Origin of the sequence: Pseudomonas simiae (assembly GCF_900111895.1) — a bacterium.
GTDB lineage: Bacteria > Pseudomonadota > Gammaproteobacteria > Pseudomonadales > Pseudomonadaceae > Aquipseudomonas > Aquipseudomonas simiae.
Genome location: NZ_FOKB01000001.1, coordinates 270,387 through 287,377 on the forward strand (window position 1 = coordinate 270,387; position 16,991 = coordinate 287,377).

Consider the following 16,991-nt stretch of genomic DNA (forward strand, 5'->3'; position numbering starts at 1 on the left):
TTTAATCTTCACTCCATCGCCTTACAGCAACTTCTGATGGAGCCCACAACGCCATGTCCAATGTTCTGATCATCGAAAGCAGCGCCCGCCAGCAGGATTCGATTTCCCGCCAACTGACCCAGCAATTCATCAGCCTATGGCAGGCCGCCCATCCGGCTGATCAGATCACTGTGCGTGACGTGGCCCTCAACCCGGTTCCACACTTGGACGCCAACCTGCTCGGCGGCTGGATGAAGCCCGCGGATCAACGCAACGACAGCGAGCAGGCGTCCCTGGACCGCTCCGATGAGTTGACCCGCGAACTGCTGGCCGCCGACGTTCTGGTGATGGCCGCACCGATGTACAACTTCGCCATCCCCAGCACCCTTAAAGCATGGCTGGATCACGTGCTGCGCGCAGGTGTGACCTTCAAATACACCGCCACCGGGCCACAGGGTCTGCTGACCGGCAAACGTGCCATCGTGCTCACGGCGCGCGGCGGCATCCATACCGGTGCCAGCTCTGATCACCAGGAACCTTACCTGCGCCAGGTCATGGCCTTTATCGGGATTCACGACGTCACCTTCATCCACGCCGAAGGGGTGAACCTCAGTGGTGACTTCCAGGAGAAGGGCATCAACCACGCCAAAGCGCTGCTGGCCCAGGTCGCCTGATCCGTTAATCGTCAGATAATCCCGCGATGGTTATCTAGTGCCACGCAAACCCTTCAAGTACGCGTAACAGACCTCCCTTTGCACTTTCTGCTCCTGAGTGCTCCTGCCCGACTGCCGCTTTAGCGAGGTCGGGTTTTTTTTGCCCCGAGTTTCTTCAACCGCCGAAAACCTTTAATGTCCCGCCCATTCGAAACGAGGCGCGCATGGGCTACTTACTGGTTGTCACCCTGATTCAGGCATTTTCCTTCAGCTTGATCGGCGAATACCTCGCCGGTCACGTCGACAGCTACTTCGCCGTGCTGGTGCGCGTGGTGCTGGCTGGGTTGATCTTCATCCCGCTGACCCGCTGGCGCTCGGTGGAGCCGGCCTTCATGCGTGGCATGCTGGTGATTGGCGCGCTGCAGTTCGGGGTGACCTACGTGTGCCTGTACCTGAGCTTTCGCGTGCTCACGGTGCCGGAGGTGCTGCTGTTCACCATCCTCACGCCGTTGCACGTGACCCTGATCGAAGACGCCCTCAACCGTCGCTTTAACCCTTGGGCACTGATCGCCGCGTTGGTGGCAGTGGCGGGCGCAGCGGTGATCCGCTTCGACCAGATCACCCCGCACTTTCTCGGCGGCTTCCTGCTGCTGCAATTGGCCAACTTCACCTACGCCGCCGGGCAGGTGATGTACAAGCACTTGGTGGCGCGCTATCCGAGCGATCTGCCGCATTACCGGCGCTTTGGCTACTTCTACCTGGGTGCATTGTTGGTGGTATTGCCGGCGTTCCTGCTGTTCGGCAAGGCCAACTTCCTGCCCGATGCGCCGCTGCAATGGGGCGTGCTGGTGTTCCTTGGGTTGGTCAGTACTGCGCTGGGCATGTACTGGTGGAATAAGGGCGCCTGCCTGGTGCAGGGCGGCACCCTGGCGGTTATGAACAACTTACATGTGCCGGTCGGCTTGCTGCTCAACTTGCTGATCTGGAACCAGCACGAACCGCTAGGGCGGTTGGCCTTGGGCGGGTTGGTGATTTTGGCGGCGGTGTGGATGAGTCGGTTGGGTGTGCGCAAGGCGCCAGCGCCACGCTGACGCCCTTGCAGGAGCAAGCCGGTAAGCACTGTTAACTTGAATGCTGTTCGATGGCCGGCAAATGACTGGCCCCCAACACCGCCGGCAACACCCCCGCACGCAAATCATTCCCACTCGGCTGCTGATACAGGCTCAAGCCAAACTCCGGCAATACCGCCAGCAGGTAGTCAAAAATATCCCCCTGGATACGCTCGTAATCCGCCCACGCCGTGGTGCGGGTAAAGCAGTAGATCTCCAGCGGCACGCCTTGGGCGGTGGTTTGCATCTGGCGCACCATGCAGGTCATGTTCGGCTGGATGTCCGGGTGGCTCTTCAAGTACGCCAGGGCGTAGGCGCGGAAGGTGCCGAGGTTGGTCATGCGCCGGCGGTTGGCCGACAGTTGCGCGCTGTGGCCCTGGGCTTCGTTCCAGGCCTTGAGCTCGGCCTGCTTGCGCCCGATGTAGTCAGTCAGCAGGTGCACCTGGGTCATGCGCAGCTCTTCGTCGTCGCGCAAAAAGCGCACGCCACTGGCGTCGATGAACAGGCTGCGTTTGATCCGTCGTCCGCCGGAAGCCTGCATGCCGCGCCAGTTCTTGAACGACTCGGACATCAGGCGCCAGGTGGGGATGGAGACGATGGTCTTGTCGAAGTTCTGCACCTTGACCGTGTGCAGGGTGATGTCTACCACGTCGCCATCGGCGCCGACCTGGGGCATTTCGATCCAGTCGCCGACCCGCAGCATGTCGTTGCTGGTCAGTTGCACGCTGGCGACAAACGACAACAGCGTGTCCTTGTACACCAACAGGATCACCGCCGACATGGCGCCAAGGCCCGAGAGCAGCAACAGTGGCGAGCGATCGATCAGGGTGGCAACGATGATGATCGCGCCAAACACGAACAGCACCATCTTCGCCAACTGCACGTAGCCCTTGATCGAGCGGGTGCGCGCGTGTTCGGTGCGAGCGTAGATATCCAGCAGGGCATTGAGCAGGGCGCTGGTGGCCAGCACCAGGAACAGGATGGTGATTGCCAGGGCCACGTTGCCGATGAACAGGATGGCGGTCTTGCTCAGGTCGGGCACCAGGTAAAGGCCGAATTGAATCACCAAGGACGGCGTCATCTGCGCCAGGCGATGGAAGACCTTGTTGTGCCGCAGGTCGTTGAGCCAGTGCAGCGCCGGTTGCCGGCCGAGCAGTTTGACGGCGTGGAGGATGAGGTAACGTGCCACTCGTCCGAGCAACAGGGCCACTACCAGCAACACCAGCAAGCCGAGGCTGGCATGCAGCAGCGGGTGTTCGTCGAGGGCGCCCCAGAGGTCTTGGACGTTGAGCCAGAGCTGTTTGATATCCATGGGTGAAACCGATTCTTCTATAAGACAACACGGGGCGATTAGAGCATTTAAGTGCAACAAAGTTGATGACATGGACAAATGCCCTGACAAAAAAGCGGCTGATTAGCACTGTTCGCGTAAAGAAACTCGGTTTGGACGCCCGAAACCGGTAACCTATGCAGCTGATTTTTGTATTTCTTCGAGGTAGCACCCGTGTTTTCCCAATTCGCCCTGCACGAACGCCTGCTCAAAGCCGTGGCCGAGCTTAAATTTGTCGAGCCTACGCCGGTGCAAGCAGCGGCCATCCCGCTCGCGCTCGAAGGGCGTGACCTGCGGGTGACAGCTCAAACCGGTAGCGGCAAGACCGCCGCTTTCGTCCTGCCTGTGCTGAACCGCCTGATCGGCCCGGCCAAGGTTCGTGTGAGCATCAAGACCCTGATCCTGCTGCCGACCCGCGAGCTGGCTCAGCAGACCCTGAAGGAAGTCGAGCGCTTCTCGCAGTTCACCTTCATCAAGTCCGGCATCATCACCGGCGGTGAAGACTTCAAGGTCCAGGCCGCCATGCTGCGCAAGGTGCCGGACATCCTGATCGGCACCCCGGGCCGCATGATCGAGCAACTCAACGCCGGCAACCTCGACCTCAAGGAAGTCGAAGTGCTGGTGCTGGACGAAGCCGACCGCATGCTCGACATGGGCTTTGCCGACGACGTCCAGCGTCTGGTGAGCGAGTGCGTCAATCGCCAGCAGACCATGCTGTTCTCCGCCACCACCGGCGGTTCGACCCTGCGTGAGATGGTCGCCAAGGTGCTGAACAACCCTGAGCACCTGCAGGTCAACAACGTCAGCGACCTGAACGCCACCACGCGCCAGCAGATCGTCACCGCCGATCACAATGTGCACAAAGAGCAGATCCTCAACTGGCTGCTGGCCAATGAGACCTATCAGAAAGCCATCGTGTTCACCAACACCCGCGCCGCCGCCGACCGCATCTACGGCCGCCTGGTGGCCCAGGAATACAAGGCATTCGTGCTGCACGGCGAGAAAGACCAGAAGGACCGCAAACTGGCCATTGACCGCCTCAAGGCTGGCGGCGTGAAGATCCTGGTAGCCACCGACGTGGCCGCCCGCGGCCTGGACGTCGACGGCCTGGACCTGGTGATCAACTTCGACATGCCCCGCAGCGGTGACGAATACGTACACCGTATCGGCCGTACCGGGCGTGCCGGCAACGATGGCCTGGCCATCTCGCTGATCTGCCACGGCGACTGGAACCTGATGTCGAGCATCGAGCGTTACCTCAAGCAGTCGTTCGAGCGCCGCACCATCAAGGAAGTCAAAGGCACCTACACCGGGCCGAAGAAGGTCAAGGCGTCGGGCAAGGCCGTGGGCGTAAAGAAGAAAAAGACCGACGCCAAGGGCGACAAGAAGAAAACCGGCGCCAAGTCGCCGACCAAGCGCAAGATCGCCAACCGGCCGAAGACCGACAGCCTGTCGCTCGTCAGCAAGGACGGCATGGCGCCTCTCAAGCGCCGCAAGCCGGAAGCCCCGGCTGCCGAATAAGGCTCGAGTGAGGTGAAAAAACCGGACAATTGTCCGGTTTTTTTATGCCTTCAGTTTTTGGCCTTGGCCGCTGCTTCCTTGAGTTCCTTCAGACGAGCGTCGATCAACTGGCACTTGTCCGGGAACTCCGCACTTTCAGTGTCCAGGTCCATCTTCTGCAGTTCATCGTTCATTTCCTTGGCCTTGGTCGGGTTCTGCTCGGTCAACTTGGCCACTTCCTGGGCCAGTTGCTCGCGCTTGGCCGTGGCCTCGTCCGGCGTACAGGCCCAGGCGGGCAGGGCGGCCAACAACGTGGCCGCGAGCGTCAGGTTCATCAGGGTTTTCATGGGTGGACCTCCTTGGCAGGGATATTCAGTGGAGGTCGCCGATACCCGGAAAGTTCACGGGAATGACGCTCGTCTCCTGGGCTGAACGGCCAGTGATGCGGCGGGTCACACCTTTAACGGGCTACCTTCCATCCGCCCGCAGGAGGAATCAGGATGACGACTTACAACTGGGATCTGATCGAACGTCTGCTGCACGAAGTGCAGAACGGCGAGGGCAGTTTCGCTCCGCGCAAATACGCCGAGCAGGAAGCGGCCGAGAAGGCCACGGCGGGCGAGTCCACCGGCAATCTGGACGCGCTCAAGAAGACGGCTGCGGATTATGAAGCGCTGCTGTTCAAGCGCGGTTTTATCGAGTCGCGCCCTGAAGGCGAGGGCGGCAATGGCGAGAATTTCATCCTGACCCCGCTCGGCGCGCAGTTGCTGGCGCTGATCGACAGTTCGATCCCGGGCAATGACCACCCGCGGCAGGTGCTGGATGAGCAGCCCGATGCGCTGGACCCGGCGACCTTTGCCGAGGTGGCTTCCAAGGCTCAGATCGCCTGATCGACGTCACGCCCTGGCACAGTCGCAACGTCGGGGCGAAACTGTCAGATCGGTAATCTGTCGCTAAGCTGGCTGACAGCCAGCCCTGCCTACTCTGCTGCCATTCAACTCATGGAATTGAATCGGCATGCACTCCAACACTACCCGACGTACCTTCGTCAAAGGCCTGGCTGCCGGTGGCTTGCTGGGCGGGCTCGGCCTTTGGCGCAGCCCGGTTTGGGCCGTGACCAGTCCGGGCGAACCCACGGTGCTGGCAGGCACCGAGTTTGATCTGTTCATCGACCAAACCCGCGTCAACCTCACCGGTCGCCACCGCACTGCGCTGACGATCAACGGCAGCCTGCCCGGCCCGCTGCTGCGCTGGCGCGAAGGTGACACCGTGACCTTGCGCGTGAAAAACCGCTTGGCCGAACCGACGTCGATCCACTGGCACGGCATTCTCCTGCCGTCGAATATGGACGGCGTACCGGGCTTGAGCTTCAAGGGTATCGAGCCGGGGGGCGTGTTTGTCTACCAATTCACGGTCAAGCAGCACGGCACTTACTGGTACCACAGCCATTCCGGGTTCCAGGAACAGCAGGGCGTGTATGGCCCACTGGTGATCGACCCGAGAGAGCCCGAGCCCTACACCTACCAGCGCGACTACGTGGTGATGCTGTCGGACTGGACCGACGAAGACCCTGTCGCCTTGATGAAAACCCTTAAGAAACAGTCCGACTACTACAACCTGCACAAGCCCACCATGGGCGACTTCGTGCGGGATGTGGGCAAGCAAGGCTGGTCGGCCACGATTGCCGATCGCCTGATGTGGGCGCAGATGAAGATGAACCCCACGGACCTGGCCGATGTCAGCGGCGAGACCTACACCTACCTGCTTAACGGCCAGCCGCCGGAGCGCAACTGGACGGGTGTGTTTCAGGCGGGCGAGACAATCCGTTTGCGCTTTATCAACGGCTCGGCAATGAGCTACTTCGATGTGCGCATTCCGGGGCTGAAGATGACCGTGATAGCCGCCGATGGCCAGCCCGTGCAGCCGGTGGGTGTCGACGAGTTCCGTATCGCCGTGGCGGAGACCTTCGATGTATTAGTCGAGCCGACGGCCGAGGCCTACACGCTGTTCGCCCAGTCAATGGACCGCAGTGGTTATGCCCGCGGCACGCTTGCCAGACAAACCGGGGCGACGGCCCCCGTACCGGCACTGGATCCGCGACCCTGGATCACCATGGACGACATGGGCATGGGCGGCATGGACCACGGTGCCATGGCGGACATGCCGGATATGGCGGGCATGGATCACAGTGCCATGTCGATGCAGGCCCACCCTGCCAGCGAGCAAGACAACCCGCTGGTGGATATGCAGGCCATGAGCCCGGTGCCCAAGCTCGACGACCCCGGCATCGGCCTGCGCAACAACGGCCGGCGCGTCCTGACTTATGCCGACCTGCGCAGCACCTTTGAGGACCCTGACGGGCGCGATCCCAGTCGCACGATTGAACTGCATCTCACCGGTCATATGGAGAAATTCGCCTGGTCCTTCAATGGCGTGAAGTTCTCCGATGCCGAGCCGTTGCAACTGGCCTATGGAGAGCGGGTCAGGCTGGTGCTGGTTAACGACACGATGATGAGTCACCCCATTCACTTGCACGGTCTGTGGAGTGATCTGGAAGATGAAAACGGCCAGTTCCAGGTGCGCAAGCACACCATCGATATGCCCCCGGGCTCACGGCGCAGCTACCGAGTGACTGCCGACGCGCTGGGGCGTTGGGCCTACCACTGCCATCTGCTGTACCACATGGAAATGGGCATGTTCCGTGAGGTGCGCGTGCATGAATGAGGACGCAAGCATGAGCCGTCGAATTTCACCTGTTTTGCTTGCGCTGGCGTTTGCTCCGCTGGCGCAGGCCGACGAGTTCCAAGGCATGAGCCCAGCGACACCGGCGCTCACCGAAAGTCGCACACCGATTCCCGTGTTGACTGACGCTGATCGTGCTGCGGTCTACAACGCGCCCGGTGGGCACCGTGTCCACGACCATGGCATCAACTCGCTGCTGCTGATCAATCAGTTGGAATGGCAGGGCGGCGAGGGCGACGGCGCGCTGAACTGGGATATTAAGGGGTGGGTCGGTGGTGATATCGATCGCCTATGGCTACGCAGTGAAGGCGAGCGCAGTGCCGGTCGCACCGAAAGCGCCGAAGCCCAGGCGTTGTGGGGGCATGCCATCAGTCCCTGGTGGGACGTGGTCGGCGGCGTGCGCCAGGACTTCAAACCAGGGGACGGCCAGACCTGGGCGGCGTTCGGCGCCCAGGGCATGGCTCTTTACAACTTTGAAGCCGAAGCCACGGTATTTGTCGGTGAGTCTGGGCGTACCGCTGCGCGGTTGGAGGGCGATTACGACTTCCTGCTGACTAATCGGCTGATCCTGCAGCCCACCGCCGAACTCAACTTCTATGGACGCAATGATCCGCAGCGCGGCGTCGGTTCGGGCCTGTCGGACAGTGAGTTAGGCCTGAGACTGCGTTACGAAGTACGCCGCGAATTTGCGCCGTATGTGGGCGTGACATGGCATCGCAGCTACGGCCAAACCGCGCAATACGCCCGAGATGACGGCGAAGACACGAACCAGGTGCGCTGGGTCGTGGGTATGCGCTTGTGGTTCTGACGTTTTTATTTTTCCTATAACTCGCCGCCATGAGCGGCCTGGAGCCTTGCATGTCGATGTTTAAAACCGCCCTGGCGGGCGTTGTGCTGTCGGCCGGTGTGATCATCAGCCTGGGGGCCTCGGCCCATCCGAAGTTGTTGTCGTCCACGCCAGACTCCGGTGCCCAGGGCGCGGCACCGGCAGTGATTGAATTGCGTTTCTCAGAAAACCTGTTGACGCAGTTCTCCGGCGCCAAGCTGATCATGACCGATATGCCCGGCATGCCCCATTCTCCGATGCCGGTAAAGGCCAGTGTCGCGGCCAGTAGCGATCCTAAGGTGATGTTGATCAAACCGGCCTCCACACTGACGACCGGGACCTATCGGGTTGATTGGCGCGCCGTATCGTCCGACACGCACCCGATCCTTGGCAACGTGGTGTTCAGCGTCCAGCCATGAGTGAACTGGTCGCGGTGTTACTGCGTTTCGCGCTGTATCTGGACTTGATGCTGGTGTTTGGCCTGGGGCTGTTTGGCCTGTATGCAGACAGCAGGTTGCTGAATCTGAAGCCGTTGCTGCGGAGGTTGGTGGGGCTGGGGGTGCTGCTGTCGTTGGCGTCGCTGCTGTCCATGACCCAGGCCATGAGTGGCGCCGAGGATTGGCCAACACTGTGGATGCACCTGCAGATGATGCTCTGGCAGACCGAGCTGGGCTGGACTTGGTGGTCGCGCATTGCGGCGCTGGTGCTGGTTGTGCTCAGTACCCGATTGGCCACTTTGTTCGGCGGTGTCGCGTTGGTGACGCTGGCGTGGGCTGGGCATGGCGTGATGCATGAGGGCTCGTTGGGGGGGTGGCATTTGCTAAGCGACAGTGCGCATCTGCTCGCTGCGGCGGGCTGGGTCGGGGCATTGGCGGCGTTCGGGCTGATGCTAGCGAGTGCGTCTGAGCAGGCGGTGCCGGTGTTGGCACACGCATTGACGGGCTTCGAGCGTGTTGGTGTGGTCTTCGTTGCGGTACTGATGGGTACGGGCGTGGCGAATTATCTGTTTGTGGTCGGGCCGAACCTGGATGGCATCACCGGCGGTGTCTACGCAATCCTGTTGTGCTTGAAGTTGGGGGCTTTCGGCTTGATGTTGGGGCTGGCGGCGCTCAATCGCTCGCACTTGACGCCCCTGCTTCAGCGCTCCCTCGCGGCGGGTGACCACCGAGCGGCACGTCAAGCCTTGCGTCGCAGCATCACCCTGGAGTTTGGGGCGGCGGTTTTGATCCTGGGGCTGGTAGCCTGGCTGGGGACCTTGGCTCCCCGCTAGGGCTGCACGCTCTTCAGGCACTTAAGCGCCTGGAAATCGCTGCGCACCTTGTCGATTTTCTGGGTGAGCTTCTGTCGTTGTTGCACGGTGCTTTCGGCCATCACGTCGACAATCAGGCTGCGGGCCGCGGCTTCCGTCTGAGCATAGGCGGTGCGGTATTGCGGGGTCCAAAGGCTTTCGCGGTCCACCAGCAACTGCTGCATTTTCTGCGGGAAATCGGCGTTTTTGCGCTGTTGCACGGCATCGATAAATTGCGCCTGCCAGCGGGCGCGGTTGCCGATCCATTCCTGGTTCTGCTCGCCCAGTGCGATGGACCAGGCCGTCACACGGTTCTGCTGGCTGGCGCTGAGCGGGCCGATCCAGGCGTCCAGGCGCTTGTTCATGCGCTCGGCGCGCTCCTTGATCTGCTGGGCCAGGGGCGGCTTGAGGTATTCGTCCTGGCGCTTGCGCAAGTCCTTGGCCAGGGCCGCGCTCATGTCCTGGACCTGCTGATCGTCCAGGCCTTGGAGCAGTTCGATGGCCGACGGCGTGATCTCACGGGCGACTTCGTCGATGGCCAGTTTGGCTTCGGTGGTACGGGCTTGTAGCGCGGCGTCGGTGACCTGATTGTCGTCGGCCATCCGTTGCAGGCGATCCAGCCAGTCCAGATAGCCTGGCAATTGCGTGGTGCAGTGCCAGGCCAGGTGTTCCTTGAGTGTGTCGTTGAACCAGCTCTTCTGCCCGGCGTTCATGTCCAGGTAGTCATTGAGGGTCCAGGGAATGATCACGTCCAGGTTACGATAGGCGAGGCCTACGCGATTGCAACCGGCGAGCACCAGGCTCAGGGTCAGTAATACCACCAGTAATTTGAGCCGACGCAGCATGGGCGGGTCCTTCGCAGAGTGGGTTATCACATGTGAACCCGCGTCGGGTGCGACAGTTCAGCCCATCAATAAAACGACCGCGCGGCCTTCAGCGTCAACAGGCCATCGCATTGCGAATTGTGTCCGGAATAGGCCGAGCAATCTCCGCCGCTGAGGCTGGAATCGCTGTAGATCAGGTTCAAGTCCACGCCCATCCACTGCCGGGAGAATTGCACCGACCAGTCGCTGAAGGTATGAATGGAGCCTCCATCGACCGAAACCGGGGTGCCCAATTGATGAGTGGTGTATTTCATGCTGACGCCGATGCCAAACGGTTGGGTGCCGCCGAGGTCGGCAAACAGGGTGCTGTCCTGGCGGTCCGGATCGTTACTGAAGGACGCACCGAAGCGGTTGCCCAATAGATTCAGGCCGCCGTAGAACTCCTGGCTGTCGAGGGGGCTGAGCTTGGGGTAGCTGTAGTGGATCAGGCCCACTTCGTAGCCCAGGGTTTGGTCGAAGGGGTGCTTGAAGCCCATGTAGGAATCGACTTCGAGGTTGCTGGACGAGGACAGGCCCATGTTTGGGGAGAACTGCCCGAAGTACAAGCCGCTGTCGTGGCTCAGGTCCAGCCCACCATGGAACGAATCGCTGCCGGGAGACGTCGGCTTGACGAGTCCTTGGGCCATGCTGCGGCTGGGTGTGGTGCCCAGTTTCAAGTCGAAATCACCCAGTTCACGCTGAAAGATCTGCGCTTCGGCGAGAGGGCTGGCGACCAGGGCACCGACCAGGAATATGCAGGATTTGAACATGCTTCACTCCATGAAAAGCGAGGAGCAGTGACGGAGAAAATCGGGCAGATGCCCGTGCTAGACGTGTGCAAGCATACCGGCGAATGCGTGGCGGTGAGGCCCGTTCGTCGATTGGTGCGGTTACGAAGAGAGTGCAGGGAGCATTTCGGGCTCTAGTCCTAGCGCCTTGAAGGCAAGACGCTTAGGGACCAGGTGTGTTGCGCGGTATTACTTCTTACCCAGGCTGATCTGCTTGGATGGGCCGAAAGTCTGGCCGCTCACGCCCTTGGCAATCTGCTGGATTTCGCCGCCGGACTTGAGAAATGCAGCAATCTGGCTGTTGATCGATTCGCTGGTTTCAACGGCGGGAGCTGGCTTTGCTTTGCTGTTGGATGCTTTTACGCGCATGGCGGCCACTAACCTGTAGAAAATTAACTTGGCCAGGCATCGTACAGGAAATACTTGACAATTGCTTGGTAAATATCCCTCAGGAATAACAGGGGCCATGGGAAATAGCCGAAGTTCATCTTTGAAATAAACCCCTAACTTACTGTTTTAACTCGAAACCATGGATCTATCGGTGCATGGCCGGCTGGGAAAAATTGGCTGATTGATCGGACGAGCGGGGCGATGCCACTGCAATGCCACGTCAGCCCGCGATTTTTCGGGCACGCGCGCGTGGCGGGCGCAAGTCGGGTAGAATGCCGCCCACGTAATGAGGGTATTGAAAATGGCTTTGGTCGGGCGCTACAACAGCTTGCAAGTGGTTAAACATACTAACTTTGGTTTGTACCTGGACGGTGCGCAAGATGGCGAAATCCTCTTGCCTAATCGGTATATCCCCAAAGATATTCCCAGTGAAGATGAAGACTGGCTTAACGTTTTCATTTATCTGGACAGCGATGACAAACTTATCGCCACGACTGAAAAACCCAAAGTTCAAGTGGGTGAGTTCGCCAGTTTAAAAGTGGTGGAAGTCAACAGTATTGGCGTGTTCCTCGACTGGGGTTTGCCCAAGGACCTGCTGCTGCCGTATTCGGAAGAAAAACGCCAGTTGAGCGCCGGTGAATACTGCGTGGTGCACGTCTACCTCGACAAACACACCAAGCGCATCACCGCCACCGCACGGCTGGACCGTTACTTGGACAAGACGCCGGCTAACTACCAGGTGGGTCAGGAAGTCGACCTGCTGGTGGCCGAAGCCACTGATATGGGCTTCAAGGCGATCATCAACAACAAGCACTGGGGCCTGATTCACAAGAACGAAGTGTTCAAGTTCCTGCGCCCAGGTAAAGAAGAAAAAGGCTTTATCAAAGAGATCCGTGCCGATGGCAACATCAGCCTGAGCCTGCAACCGGTCGGTCAGGAAGCGGCCTCCAGTCTCAACTCGAAGATCCTTGCCAAGTTGCGTGAAAACAACGGCAGCCTGCCGGTCAGCGACAAGAGTGATCCGGCAGTGATCAGCAACTTGTTCGGCGTGAGCAAGGGCAACTTCAAGAAGGCCATTGGTGCGTTGTACAAGCAGGGCCAGATCGTGATTCACGCGGATCGCATTGAACTAAGCTGACCCCGTTTCGTTCTTCTGTAGGAGCGAGGGGGACCCCTGGTCCTTGCTCGCGAAGGTACATCCGACACCGTGATGCGCCAGGAATATTTTCGCGAGCAAGCTCGCTCCTACAAAGGGCTGCACCCATGTCGAAAAAGACGCTGTTCGCCTACCTCGGCACGTTGCTCGCGTTCCTGATCCTGGACGGCCTCTGGTTAGGTGTCCTCATGGGCCCCACCTATAAGTCCCTGCTGGGGCCGCTGATGCTGGATCAGCCTCGCCTGTTGCCCGCAACACTCTTCTATCTCCTCTATGTGCTCGGTTGTGTCGTGTTTGTGGTCTTGCCCAGCGCAAGCTGGCAACGCGCCGCACGCTTGGGCGCCTTGCTGGGCCTGGTCGCCTACGGCACCTATGACCTGAGCAATTGGGCCACGCTGCAAGGGTGGTCTGCGCAGTTGGCGGTGATGGACATGGCCTGGGGCACCTTCCTGACCGCAGCCTGCTGCACGGCGGGTTATCTGTGTGCACATCGAGTGCAGCGCTGATTGTGTACAGGATTTCTGTGCACCGTTGCTGAGCGCATTACCCATCGCTAAGCCTGTATCAGCCCCTTTGGGACGCCGTTCCAGAGGGATTGGGTTCAATTGGCACGCATTCTGCTGACTATCTCGTATACAAACCATGCCGCCTCCCGTATGCACCCTGCAACGGAAGCGCAGGCCGGTATTTCGAGGAGCCCAGCGATGACCGAACAATTGCCCAAAGGCTACAGCCCGCGCCTATACAACCAGGACCTGGGCCCGCTGCCGCAAAAGTGGAACTGGTACAACATCTTCGCCTTCTGGATGAGTGACGTGCACAGCGTCGGCGGTTATGTGTTTGCGGCCAGCCTGTTCGCCCTGGGCCTGGCCAGTTGGCAGGTGCTGATCGCCTTGCTCGCTGGTATCTGCATCGTGCAGTTGATCGCCAACTTGGTGGCCAAGCCGAGTCAGCAAGCCGCTGTGCCTTATCCCGTGATCTGTCGCCTGTCGTTTGGTGTATTTGGTGCGAACATTCCTGCGGTGATACGCGGCTTGATCGCCGTGGCCTGGTACGGGATTCAGACGTACCTGGCGTCGAGCGCCTTGATCATCGTGGTGCTGCGTTTCTTCCCACAGATGGCGGTGTATGCAGAGCCGCATTTCGCAGGCTTGTCCTACCTTGGCTGGTTTGGTTTCCTCAGTCTGTGGTTACTGCAAGCGGCGGTATTCTGGGCCGGTATGGAATCCATCCGCCGTTTTATCGATTGGGCCGGGCCGGTGGTCTACGCGGTGATGTTCGCCCTGGCGGGTTGGATCGTGTGGAAGGCGGGCTGGTCGAACATCAGCTTCACGCTGGCAGAGAAATCCCTGTCGGGCTGGCAGGCATTCGGCCAAGTGATCGTGGCGACGGCGTTGGTGGTGTCATACTTCTCCGGGCCGACCCTGAACTTTGGCGACTTCAGCCGCTACTGCCGCAGTATGCAAGACGTGCGACGCGGCAACTTCTGGGGGCTGCCGGTGAATTTCCTGGCATTTTCGCTGGTGACCGTGGTGATCGTCTCGGGCACCTTGCCGGTGTTTGGCGAAATGCTGCATGACCCGATCGCTACGGTTTCGCGGATTGATAACAGCATGGCGGTGTTGCTGGGGGCCTTTGCCTTTGTCACCGCAACCATCGGTATCAATATCGTCGCCAATTTCGTGTCCCCGGCGTTTGACTTCGCCAACGTCGCGCCGAGCAAGATCAGTTGGCGCGCGGGCGGGATGATCGCCGCCGTGGCGTCGATTTTCATCACGCCGTGGAACCTGTTCAATAACCCGCTGATGATCCATTACACCCTGGATATTCTCGCGGCCTTCATCGGACCACTGTTCGGCATCCTGCTGGTGGATTTCTACCTGATCAAAAAACAGAAGATTGACGTGGATGCGCTGTTTGACGACAGCCCGAGCGGGCGTTATTACTTCGATGGCGGGGTGAACTGGACGGCAGTCAAGGCGCTGGTGCCCGCGACGCTGGTGGGCGTCGCGATCACATTCACGCCAGCGCTGCAGGGCATGGCCAACTTCGCCTGGTTTACCGGCTGCTTCCTGGGTGGGCTATTTTTCCTGGTGTTGACGCGGCGTGAACAGGTGCGTGTGCCTGCGCCGCTGGTTGCCGGCTGATCAATATCGAGCCCGCCACCAGCAAACCGGCACCGGCGACCACCAGTGCCGGTTGCAGCCCACCACTCAGGTGGCTGCTGACCGAGGCCAGCAACGGGCCACTCAATTGGCCGATGGCGAAACTGGCGGTCAGCATCCCGGTGTTGCGCTGGTAGCCGTGGGGCGCGACGTCCCGCAGGCGTGCCATCACCAATTGCATACAGGCCAGGAACGGCCCGCCGCATAGCAACACCCCCAGCGCCAGGCCCCAGCTGTTGCCGAGCAAACAGGCGAACACCCCGGCCGCTTGCAGCCACAATGTGGTCATCAGCCAGCGGCGAGTGGTGTCTGGATCCTTGCGGCGCAGGGTCGCCACCACCACGCCGATCGCGGCGGCCAGGCCAAAGCACGGCCAGAACAGGTCGGCTTGCCAGGCGCCCTCGAACTGCGCGCTGGCCATCTGCGACAGGAATGTCGCCGGAATGATGTAGCCAAGGCCATACAACACATAGATCCAGCACAAATGCGCGATGCTGGCATTGCGGCCTGCGTCGACGTGGCCGGCCACGGGCGTGCTGGTGGCGGAAGGTTTGGGCAGGAAGGGCAGGATGGCCAGCAACATCACCAGCGCCACCCCGCCATACACCAGCCACAACGTGGCCGAGTTTTGCCCCATCAGGTTGGAGCCGAGTGCCAGCAAGCCGGTCAACAAAATCCCCAGTCCCGGCCCGGCGAAGACCAAGGCGCCCAGGCGCGGACGCCCGGCGGCAATCGCCAGCGGCTGGCTCAGGCTGGTGATCATTACCAGGGCCCAGGCACTCGCGACACCGGTGCCAAAGCGCAACAACAGATGCGGCCAGAACCCGTGGGCCCCATACGACGCCAGGGTCAGCAGTACACACAACCACAACCCGCCATAGAGACGTCCGCGCACGTGATGATGGCTGCGCGCAAAGATCGAATCCACTGCGCCGACGAAGTAGCCCAGGTAGTTGGCGGCGGCGATCAGGCCGGCGCCGGTCAGGTCGATCTGCCCTTCACTGAGCAGATGGGGCATTTGTGGGGTGAGGGCAAAGCGGCCAATGCCCATCGCCATCATCAGGGCGACAAAGCTGGCGAGTAAGCGGACTAAAGGAGACATGGTCGGTGTTCCTGCGGGTAAAGGAATACCCTCAGGCTAAAGCGGATTGACTTTCTGCAAAAATGAATAATAGTGAGTAACTTTTTCAGTTTTGGAGAAAGGTATGGAGTTCAGTCAATTGCGCATTTTTCAGGCGGTGGCGGAAGAGGGCTCCATTACGCGCGCGGCGGACCGCTTGCATCGGGTGCCATCGAACCTGTCGACGCGGCTCAAGCAAATGGAGGAGCAGCTCGGCGTAGAGTTGTTTGTGCGTGAGCGTCAGCGCTTGCAGCTTTCTCCTGCCGGCAAGGTGTTGCTGGACTACAGCACTCGACTGCTGGCCCTGCACGACGAAGCCCACGGCGCGGTGCAAGGTGGCCAACCGGCCGGCGATTTTGTTTTAGGCAGCATGTACAGCACCGCGGCGGTGCATTTGCCGAAGCTGCTGGCGCGCTACCACAAGGCTTATCCGATGGTGAACCTTCAGGTGCAATCGGCGCCCAGCGGTGAATTGCTCGAAGGCCTGATTACCGGCCGCCTGGATGCGGCATTTGTGGATGGCCCCATCACGATCGCCTCCCTGGACGGTGTTGCCCTGTGTGAAGAGCGCCTGGTGCTGATCTGCGAGGCCGACCATCCGCCGGTACAGGGTCCGCAGGATGTGGCGGGACGATCTGTCTTCACGTTCCGTCGCAGTTGCGCCTATCGCACCCGTCTGGAAACCTGGTTTTCCCATGAGCGCGTGGCCATGGGCCGGGCGATTGAGATCGAGTCGTATCAAGGCATGCTGGCGTGCGTGATCGCCGGGTCCGGAGTGGCGTTGATGTCCGAATCCATGCTTGAGAGCCTGCCAGGCAAGGACAGCGTGTCCGTTCATCCGCTGAAAGGGCCTTTTGCCACTGCGACCACCTGGCTGATGTGGCGAAAGGGTATGCTCGGCGCTAACCTCAATGCATGGATCGACCTGCAGCAAGCCGGCAAGACTGCGGTCCTGCAAGACACGCGCGCCATTGCTTGAGCGATCCGTCAGGATTTTGATGAATTCGGTAATAGTTCGTTGTGGTTTCGTTCAAGCATTACGTAGGACTTAGGGCTACTATCAGTGTAGGAAAAGGCGAAAG

Annotated in this window: 18 protein-coding genes; 12 read left to right on the forward strand and 6 right to left on the reverse strand. The window is 60.3% G+C overall.

Features of this window, described 5'->3' with window-relative positions; translation table 11 throughout:
* Window positions 1–53: 53 nt before the first annotated feature.
* Together BMZ57_RS01245 and BMZ57_RS01250 are read left to right on the forward strand one after the other, a co-directional pair.
* Window positions 54–653, forward strand: coding sequence for an FMN-dependent NADH-azoreductase (locus BMZ57_RS01245; protein ID WP_069673222.1), 600 nt, complete (start codon window positions 54–56; stop codon window positions 651–653).
* A gap of 203 nt (window positions 654–856) precedes the next feature.
* Window positions 857–1,723: a carboxylate/amino acid/amine transporter gene (locus tag BMZ57_RS01250; RefSeq protein WP_010208622.1), complete on the forward strand. Its 867-nt coding sequence runs from the start codon at window positions 857–859 to the stop codon at window positions 1,721–1,723.
* Window positions 1,724–1,754: 31 nt separating this feature from the next.
* Here BMZ57_RS01250 and BMZ57_RS01255 read toward each other — a convergent pair whose 3' ends face one another.
* Window positions 1,755–3,053 carry a mechanosensitive ion channel family protein gene (locus BMZ57_RS01255; RefSeq protein ID WP_021490884.1) on the reverse strand — a complete coding sequence of 433 codons (1,299 nt, stop codon included), beginning with the start codon at window positions 3,051–3,053 and terminating at the stop codon, window positions 1,755–1,757.
* Between the two features lie 192 nt (window positions 3,054–3,245).
* On the opposite strand from BMZ57_RS01255, the gene BMZ57_RS01260 reads away from it, so the two are divergent.
* Window positions 3,246–4,592 (forward strand): DEAD/DEAH box helicase, encoded by a 1,347-nt coding sequence (locus BMZ57_RS01260; RefSeq protein WP_069673221.1) that lies wholly within the window; start codon window positions 3,246–3,248, stop codon window positions 4,590–4,592.
* Window positions 4,593–4,642: 50 nt separating this feature from the next.
* On the opposite strand, the gene BMZ57_RS01265 is transcribed toward BMZ57_RS01260, so the two are convergent.
* Window positions 4,643–4,918 carry a hypothetical protein gene (locus BMZ57_RS01265; RefSeq protein WP_010208625.1) on the reverse strand — a complete coding sequence of 92 codons (276 nt, stop codon included), beginning with the start codon at window positions 4,916–4,918 and terminating at the stop codon, window positions 4,643–4,645.
* A 153-nt stretch (window positions 4,919–5,071) separates the two neighbouring features.
* Here BMZ57_RS01265 and BMZ57_RS01270 point away from each other — a divergent pair, with 153 nt between their 5' ends.
* The 5 genes from BMZ57_RS01270 (at window position 5,072) to copD (ending at window position 9,409) form a co-directional block, all read left to right on the forward strand.
* A complete protein-coding gene (locus BMZ57_RS01270; RefSeq protein WP_069673220.1) occupies window positions 5,072–5,461 on the forward strand; it encodes a transcriptional regulator in 390 nt (129 codons plus the stop codon).
* Between the two features lie 127 nt (window positions 5,462–5,588).
* Complete coding sequence (locus BMZ57_RS01275) at window positions 5,589–7,295, forward strand: copper resistance system multicopper oxidase (RefSeq protein ID WP_069673219.1); 1,707 nt, start codon at window positions 5,589–5,591, stop codon at window positions 7,293–7,295.
* 10 nt (window positions 7,296–7,305) lie between these two features.
* On the forward strand, window positions 7,306–8,121 hold the full coding sequence (locus BMZ57_RS01280; RefSeq protein WP_010208628.1) for a copper resistance protein B: 816 nt from the start codon (window positions 7,306–7,308) through the stop codon (window positions 8,119–8,121).
* 50 nt (window positions 8,122–8,171) lie between these two features.
* Window positions 8,172–8,558, forward strand: a complete 387-nt coding sequence (copC, locus tag BMZ57_RS01285; protein WP_010208629.1) for a copper homeostasis periplasmic binding protein CopC — start codon at window positions 8,172–8,174, stop codon at window positions 8,556–8,558.
* Window positions 8,555–9,409, forward strand: a complete 855-nt coding sequence (copD, locus tag BMZ57_RS01290) for a copper homeostasis membrane protein CopD (RefSeq protein WP_069673218.1) — start codon at window positions 8,555–8,557, stop codon at window positions 9,407–9,409. The genes copC and copD overlap by 4 nt, the downstream gene beginning before the upstream one ends.
* Here the strand turns inward: copD and BMZ57_RS01295 are convergent.
* The 3 genes from BMZ57_RS01295 to BMZ57_RS01305 form a co-directional block, all read right to left on the reverse strand.
* Window positions 9,406–10,272 carry a DUF6279 family lipoprotein gene (locus BMZ57_RS01295; protein WP_010208631.1) on the reverse strand — a complete coding sequence of 289 codons (867 nt, stop codon included), beginning with the start codon at window positions 10,270–10,272 and terminating at the stop codon, window positions 9,406–9,408. The two genes, copD and BMZ57_RS01295, sit on opposite strands and share 4 nt — an antisense overlap.
* A gap of 65 nt (window positions 10,273–10,337) precedes the next feature.
* On the reverse strand, window positions 10,338–11,060 hold the full coding sequence (locus tag BMZ57_RS01300; RefSeq protein ID WP_042571885.1) for a TorF family putative porin: 723 nt from the start codon (window positions 11,058–11,060) through the stop codon (window positions 10,338–10,340).
* 207 nt (window positions 11,061–11,267) lie between these two features.
* Entirely contained in the window at window positions 11,268–11,447 is a 180-nt protein-coding gene (locus BMZ57_RS01305) for a PFL_1563 family small protein (RefSeq protein ID WP_003193095.1), read from the reverse strand.
* Window positions 11,448–11,769: 322 nt separating this feature from the next.
* On the opposite strand from BMZ57_RS01305, the gene BMZ57_RS01310 reads away from it, so the two are divergent.
* The 3 genes from BMZ57_RS01310 to BMZ57_RS01320 all read left to right on the forward strand — a co-directional run bounded on the left by BMZ57_RS01310 (window position 11,770) and on the right by BMZ57_RS01320 (window position 14,771).
* A complete protein-coding gene (locus BMZ57_RS01310) occupies window positions 11,770–12,606 on the forward strand; it encodes a CvfB family protein (RefSeq protein WP_010208634.1) in 837 nt (278 codons plus the stop codon).
* A 125-nt stretch (window positions 12,607–12,731) separates the two neighbouring features.
* The gene (locus BMZ57_RS01315; RefSeq protein WP_021490878.1) at window positions 12,732–13,130 is read left to right on the forward strand and encodes a DUF2177 family protein; all 399 of its coding nucleotides are present in this window, start codon (window positions 12,732–12,734) and stop codon (window positions 13,128–13,130) included.
* A 198-nt stretch (window positions 13,131–13,328) separates the two neighbouring features.
* Window positions 13,329–14,771, forward strand: coding sequence for an NCS1 family nucleobase:cation symporter-1 (locus BMZ57_RS01320; protein ID WP_010208638.1), 1,443 nt, complete (start codon window positions 13,329–13,331; stop codon window positions 14,769–14,771).
* Here the strand turns inward: BMZ57_RS01320 and BMZ57_RS01325 are convergent.
* On the reverse strand, window positions 14,683–15,891 hold the full coding sequence (locus BMZ57_RS01325) for an MFS transporter (RefSeq protein ID WP_069673217.1): 1,209 nt from the start codon (window positions 15,889–15,891) through the stop codon (window positions 14,683–14,685). The two genes, BMZ57_RS01320 and BMZ57_RS01325, sit on opposite strands and share 89 nt — an antisense overlap.
* A 103-nt stretch (window positions 15,892–15,994) precedes the next feature.
* Between BMZ57_RS01325 and ptrR the strand changes: the two genes are divergently transcribed.
* Window positions 15,995–16,888, forward strand: coding sequence for a putrescine utilization regulator PtrR (ptrR, locus tag BMZ57_RS01330; RefSeq protein ID WP_021490876.1), 894 nt, complete (start codon window positions 15,995–15,997; stop codon window positions 16,886–16,888).
* Window positions 16,889–16,991: the final 103 nt, after the last annotated feature.

Excerpts from the sequence above, each read along its gene's own strand:
- BMZ57_RS01295 (WP_010208631.1), bottom strand. The coding sequence starts at position 10,272 with ATGCTGCGTCGGCTCAAATTACTGGTGGTATTACTGACCCTGAGCCTG.
- ptrR (WP_021490876.1), top strand. The coding sequence starts at position 15,995 with ATGGAGTTCAGTCAATTGCGCATTTTTCAGGCGGTGGCGGAAGAGGGC.
- BMZ57_RS01320 (WP_010208638.1), top strand. The coding sequence starts at position 13,329 with ATGACCGAACAATTGCCCAAAGGCTACAGCCCGCGCCTATACAACCAG.
- BMZ57_RS01245 (WP_069673222.1), top strand. The coding sequence starts at position 54 with ATGTCCAATGTTCTGATCATCGAAAGCAGCGCCCGCCAGCAGGATTCG.
- BMZ57_RS01280 (WP_010208628.1), top strand. The coding sequence starts at position 7,306 with ATGAGCCGTCGAATTTCACCTGTTTTGCTTGCGCTGGCGTTTGCTCCG.
- BMZ57_RS01275 (WP_069673219.1), top strand. The coding sequence starts at position 5,589 with ATGCACTCCAACACTACCCGACGTACCTTCGTCAAAGGCCTGGCTGCC.
- BMZ57_RS01325 (WP_069673217.1), bottom strand. The coding sequence starts at position 15,891 with ATGTCTCCTTTAGTCCGCTTACTCGCCAGCTTTGTCGCCCTGATGATG.
- BMZ57_RS01300 (WP_042571885.1), bottom strand. The coding sequence starts at position 11,060 with ATGTTCAAATCCTGCATATTCCTGGTCGGTGCCCTGGTCGCCAGCCCT.
- BMZ57_RS01250 (WP_010208622.1), top strand. The coding sequence starts at position 857 with ATGGGCTACTTACTGGTTGTCACCCTGATTCAGGCATTTTCCTTCAGC.
- copC (WP_010208629.1), top strand. The coding sequence starts at position 8,172 with ATGTCGATGTTTAAAACCGCCCTGGCGGGCGTTGTGCTGTCGGCCGGT.
- BMZ57_RS01310 (WP_010208634.1), top strand. The coding sequence starts at position 11,770 with ATGGCTTTGGTCGGGCGCTACAACAGCTTGCAAGTGGTTAAACATACT.
- BMZ57_RS01265 (WP_010208625.1), bottom strand. The coding sequence starts at position 4,918 with ATGAAAACCCTGATGAACCTGACGCTCGCGGCCACGTTGTTGGCCGCC.
- BMZ57_RS01270 (WP_069673220.1), top strand. The coding sequence starts at position 5,072 with ATGACGACTTACAACTGGGATCTGATCGAACGTCTGCTGCACGAAGTG.
- copD (WP_069673218.1), top strand. The coding sequence starts at position 8,555 with ATGAGTGAACTGGTCGCGGTGTTACTGCGTTTCGCGCTGTATCTGGAC.
- BMZ57_RS01305 (WP_003193095.1), bottom strand. The coding sequence starts at position 11,447 with ATGCGCGTAAAAGCATCCAACAGCAAAGCAAAGCCAGCTCCCGCCGTT.
- BMZ57_RS01315 (WP_021490878.1), top strand. The coding sequence starts at position 12,732 with ATGTCGAAAAAGACGCTGTTCGCCTACCTCGGCACGTTGCTCGCGTTC.
- BMZ57_RS01255 (WP_021490884.1), bottom strand. The coding sequence starts at position 3,053 with ATGGATATCAAACAGCTCTGGCTCAACGTCCAAGACCTCTGGGGCGCC.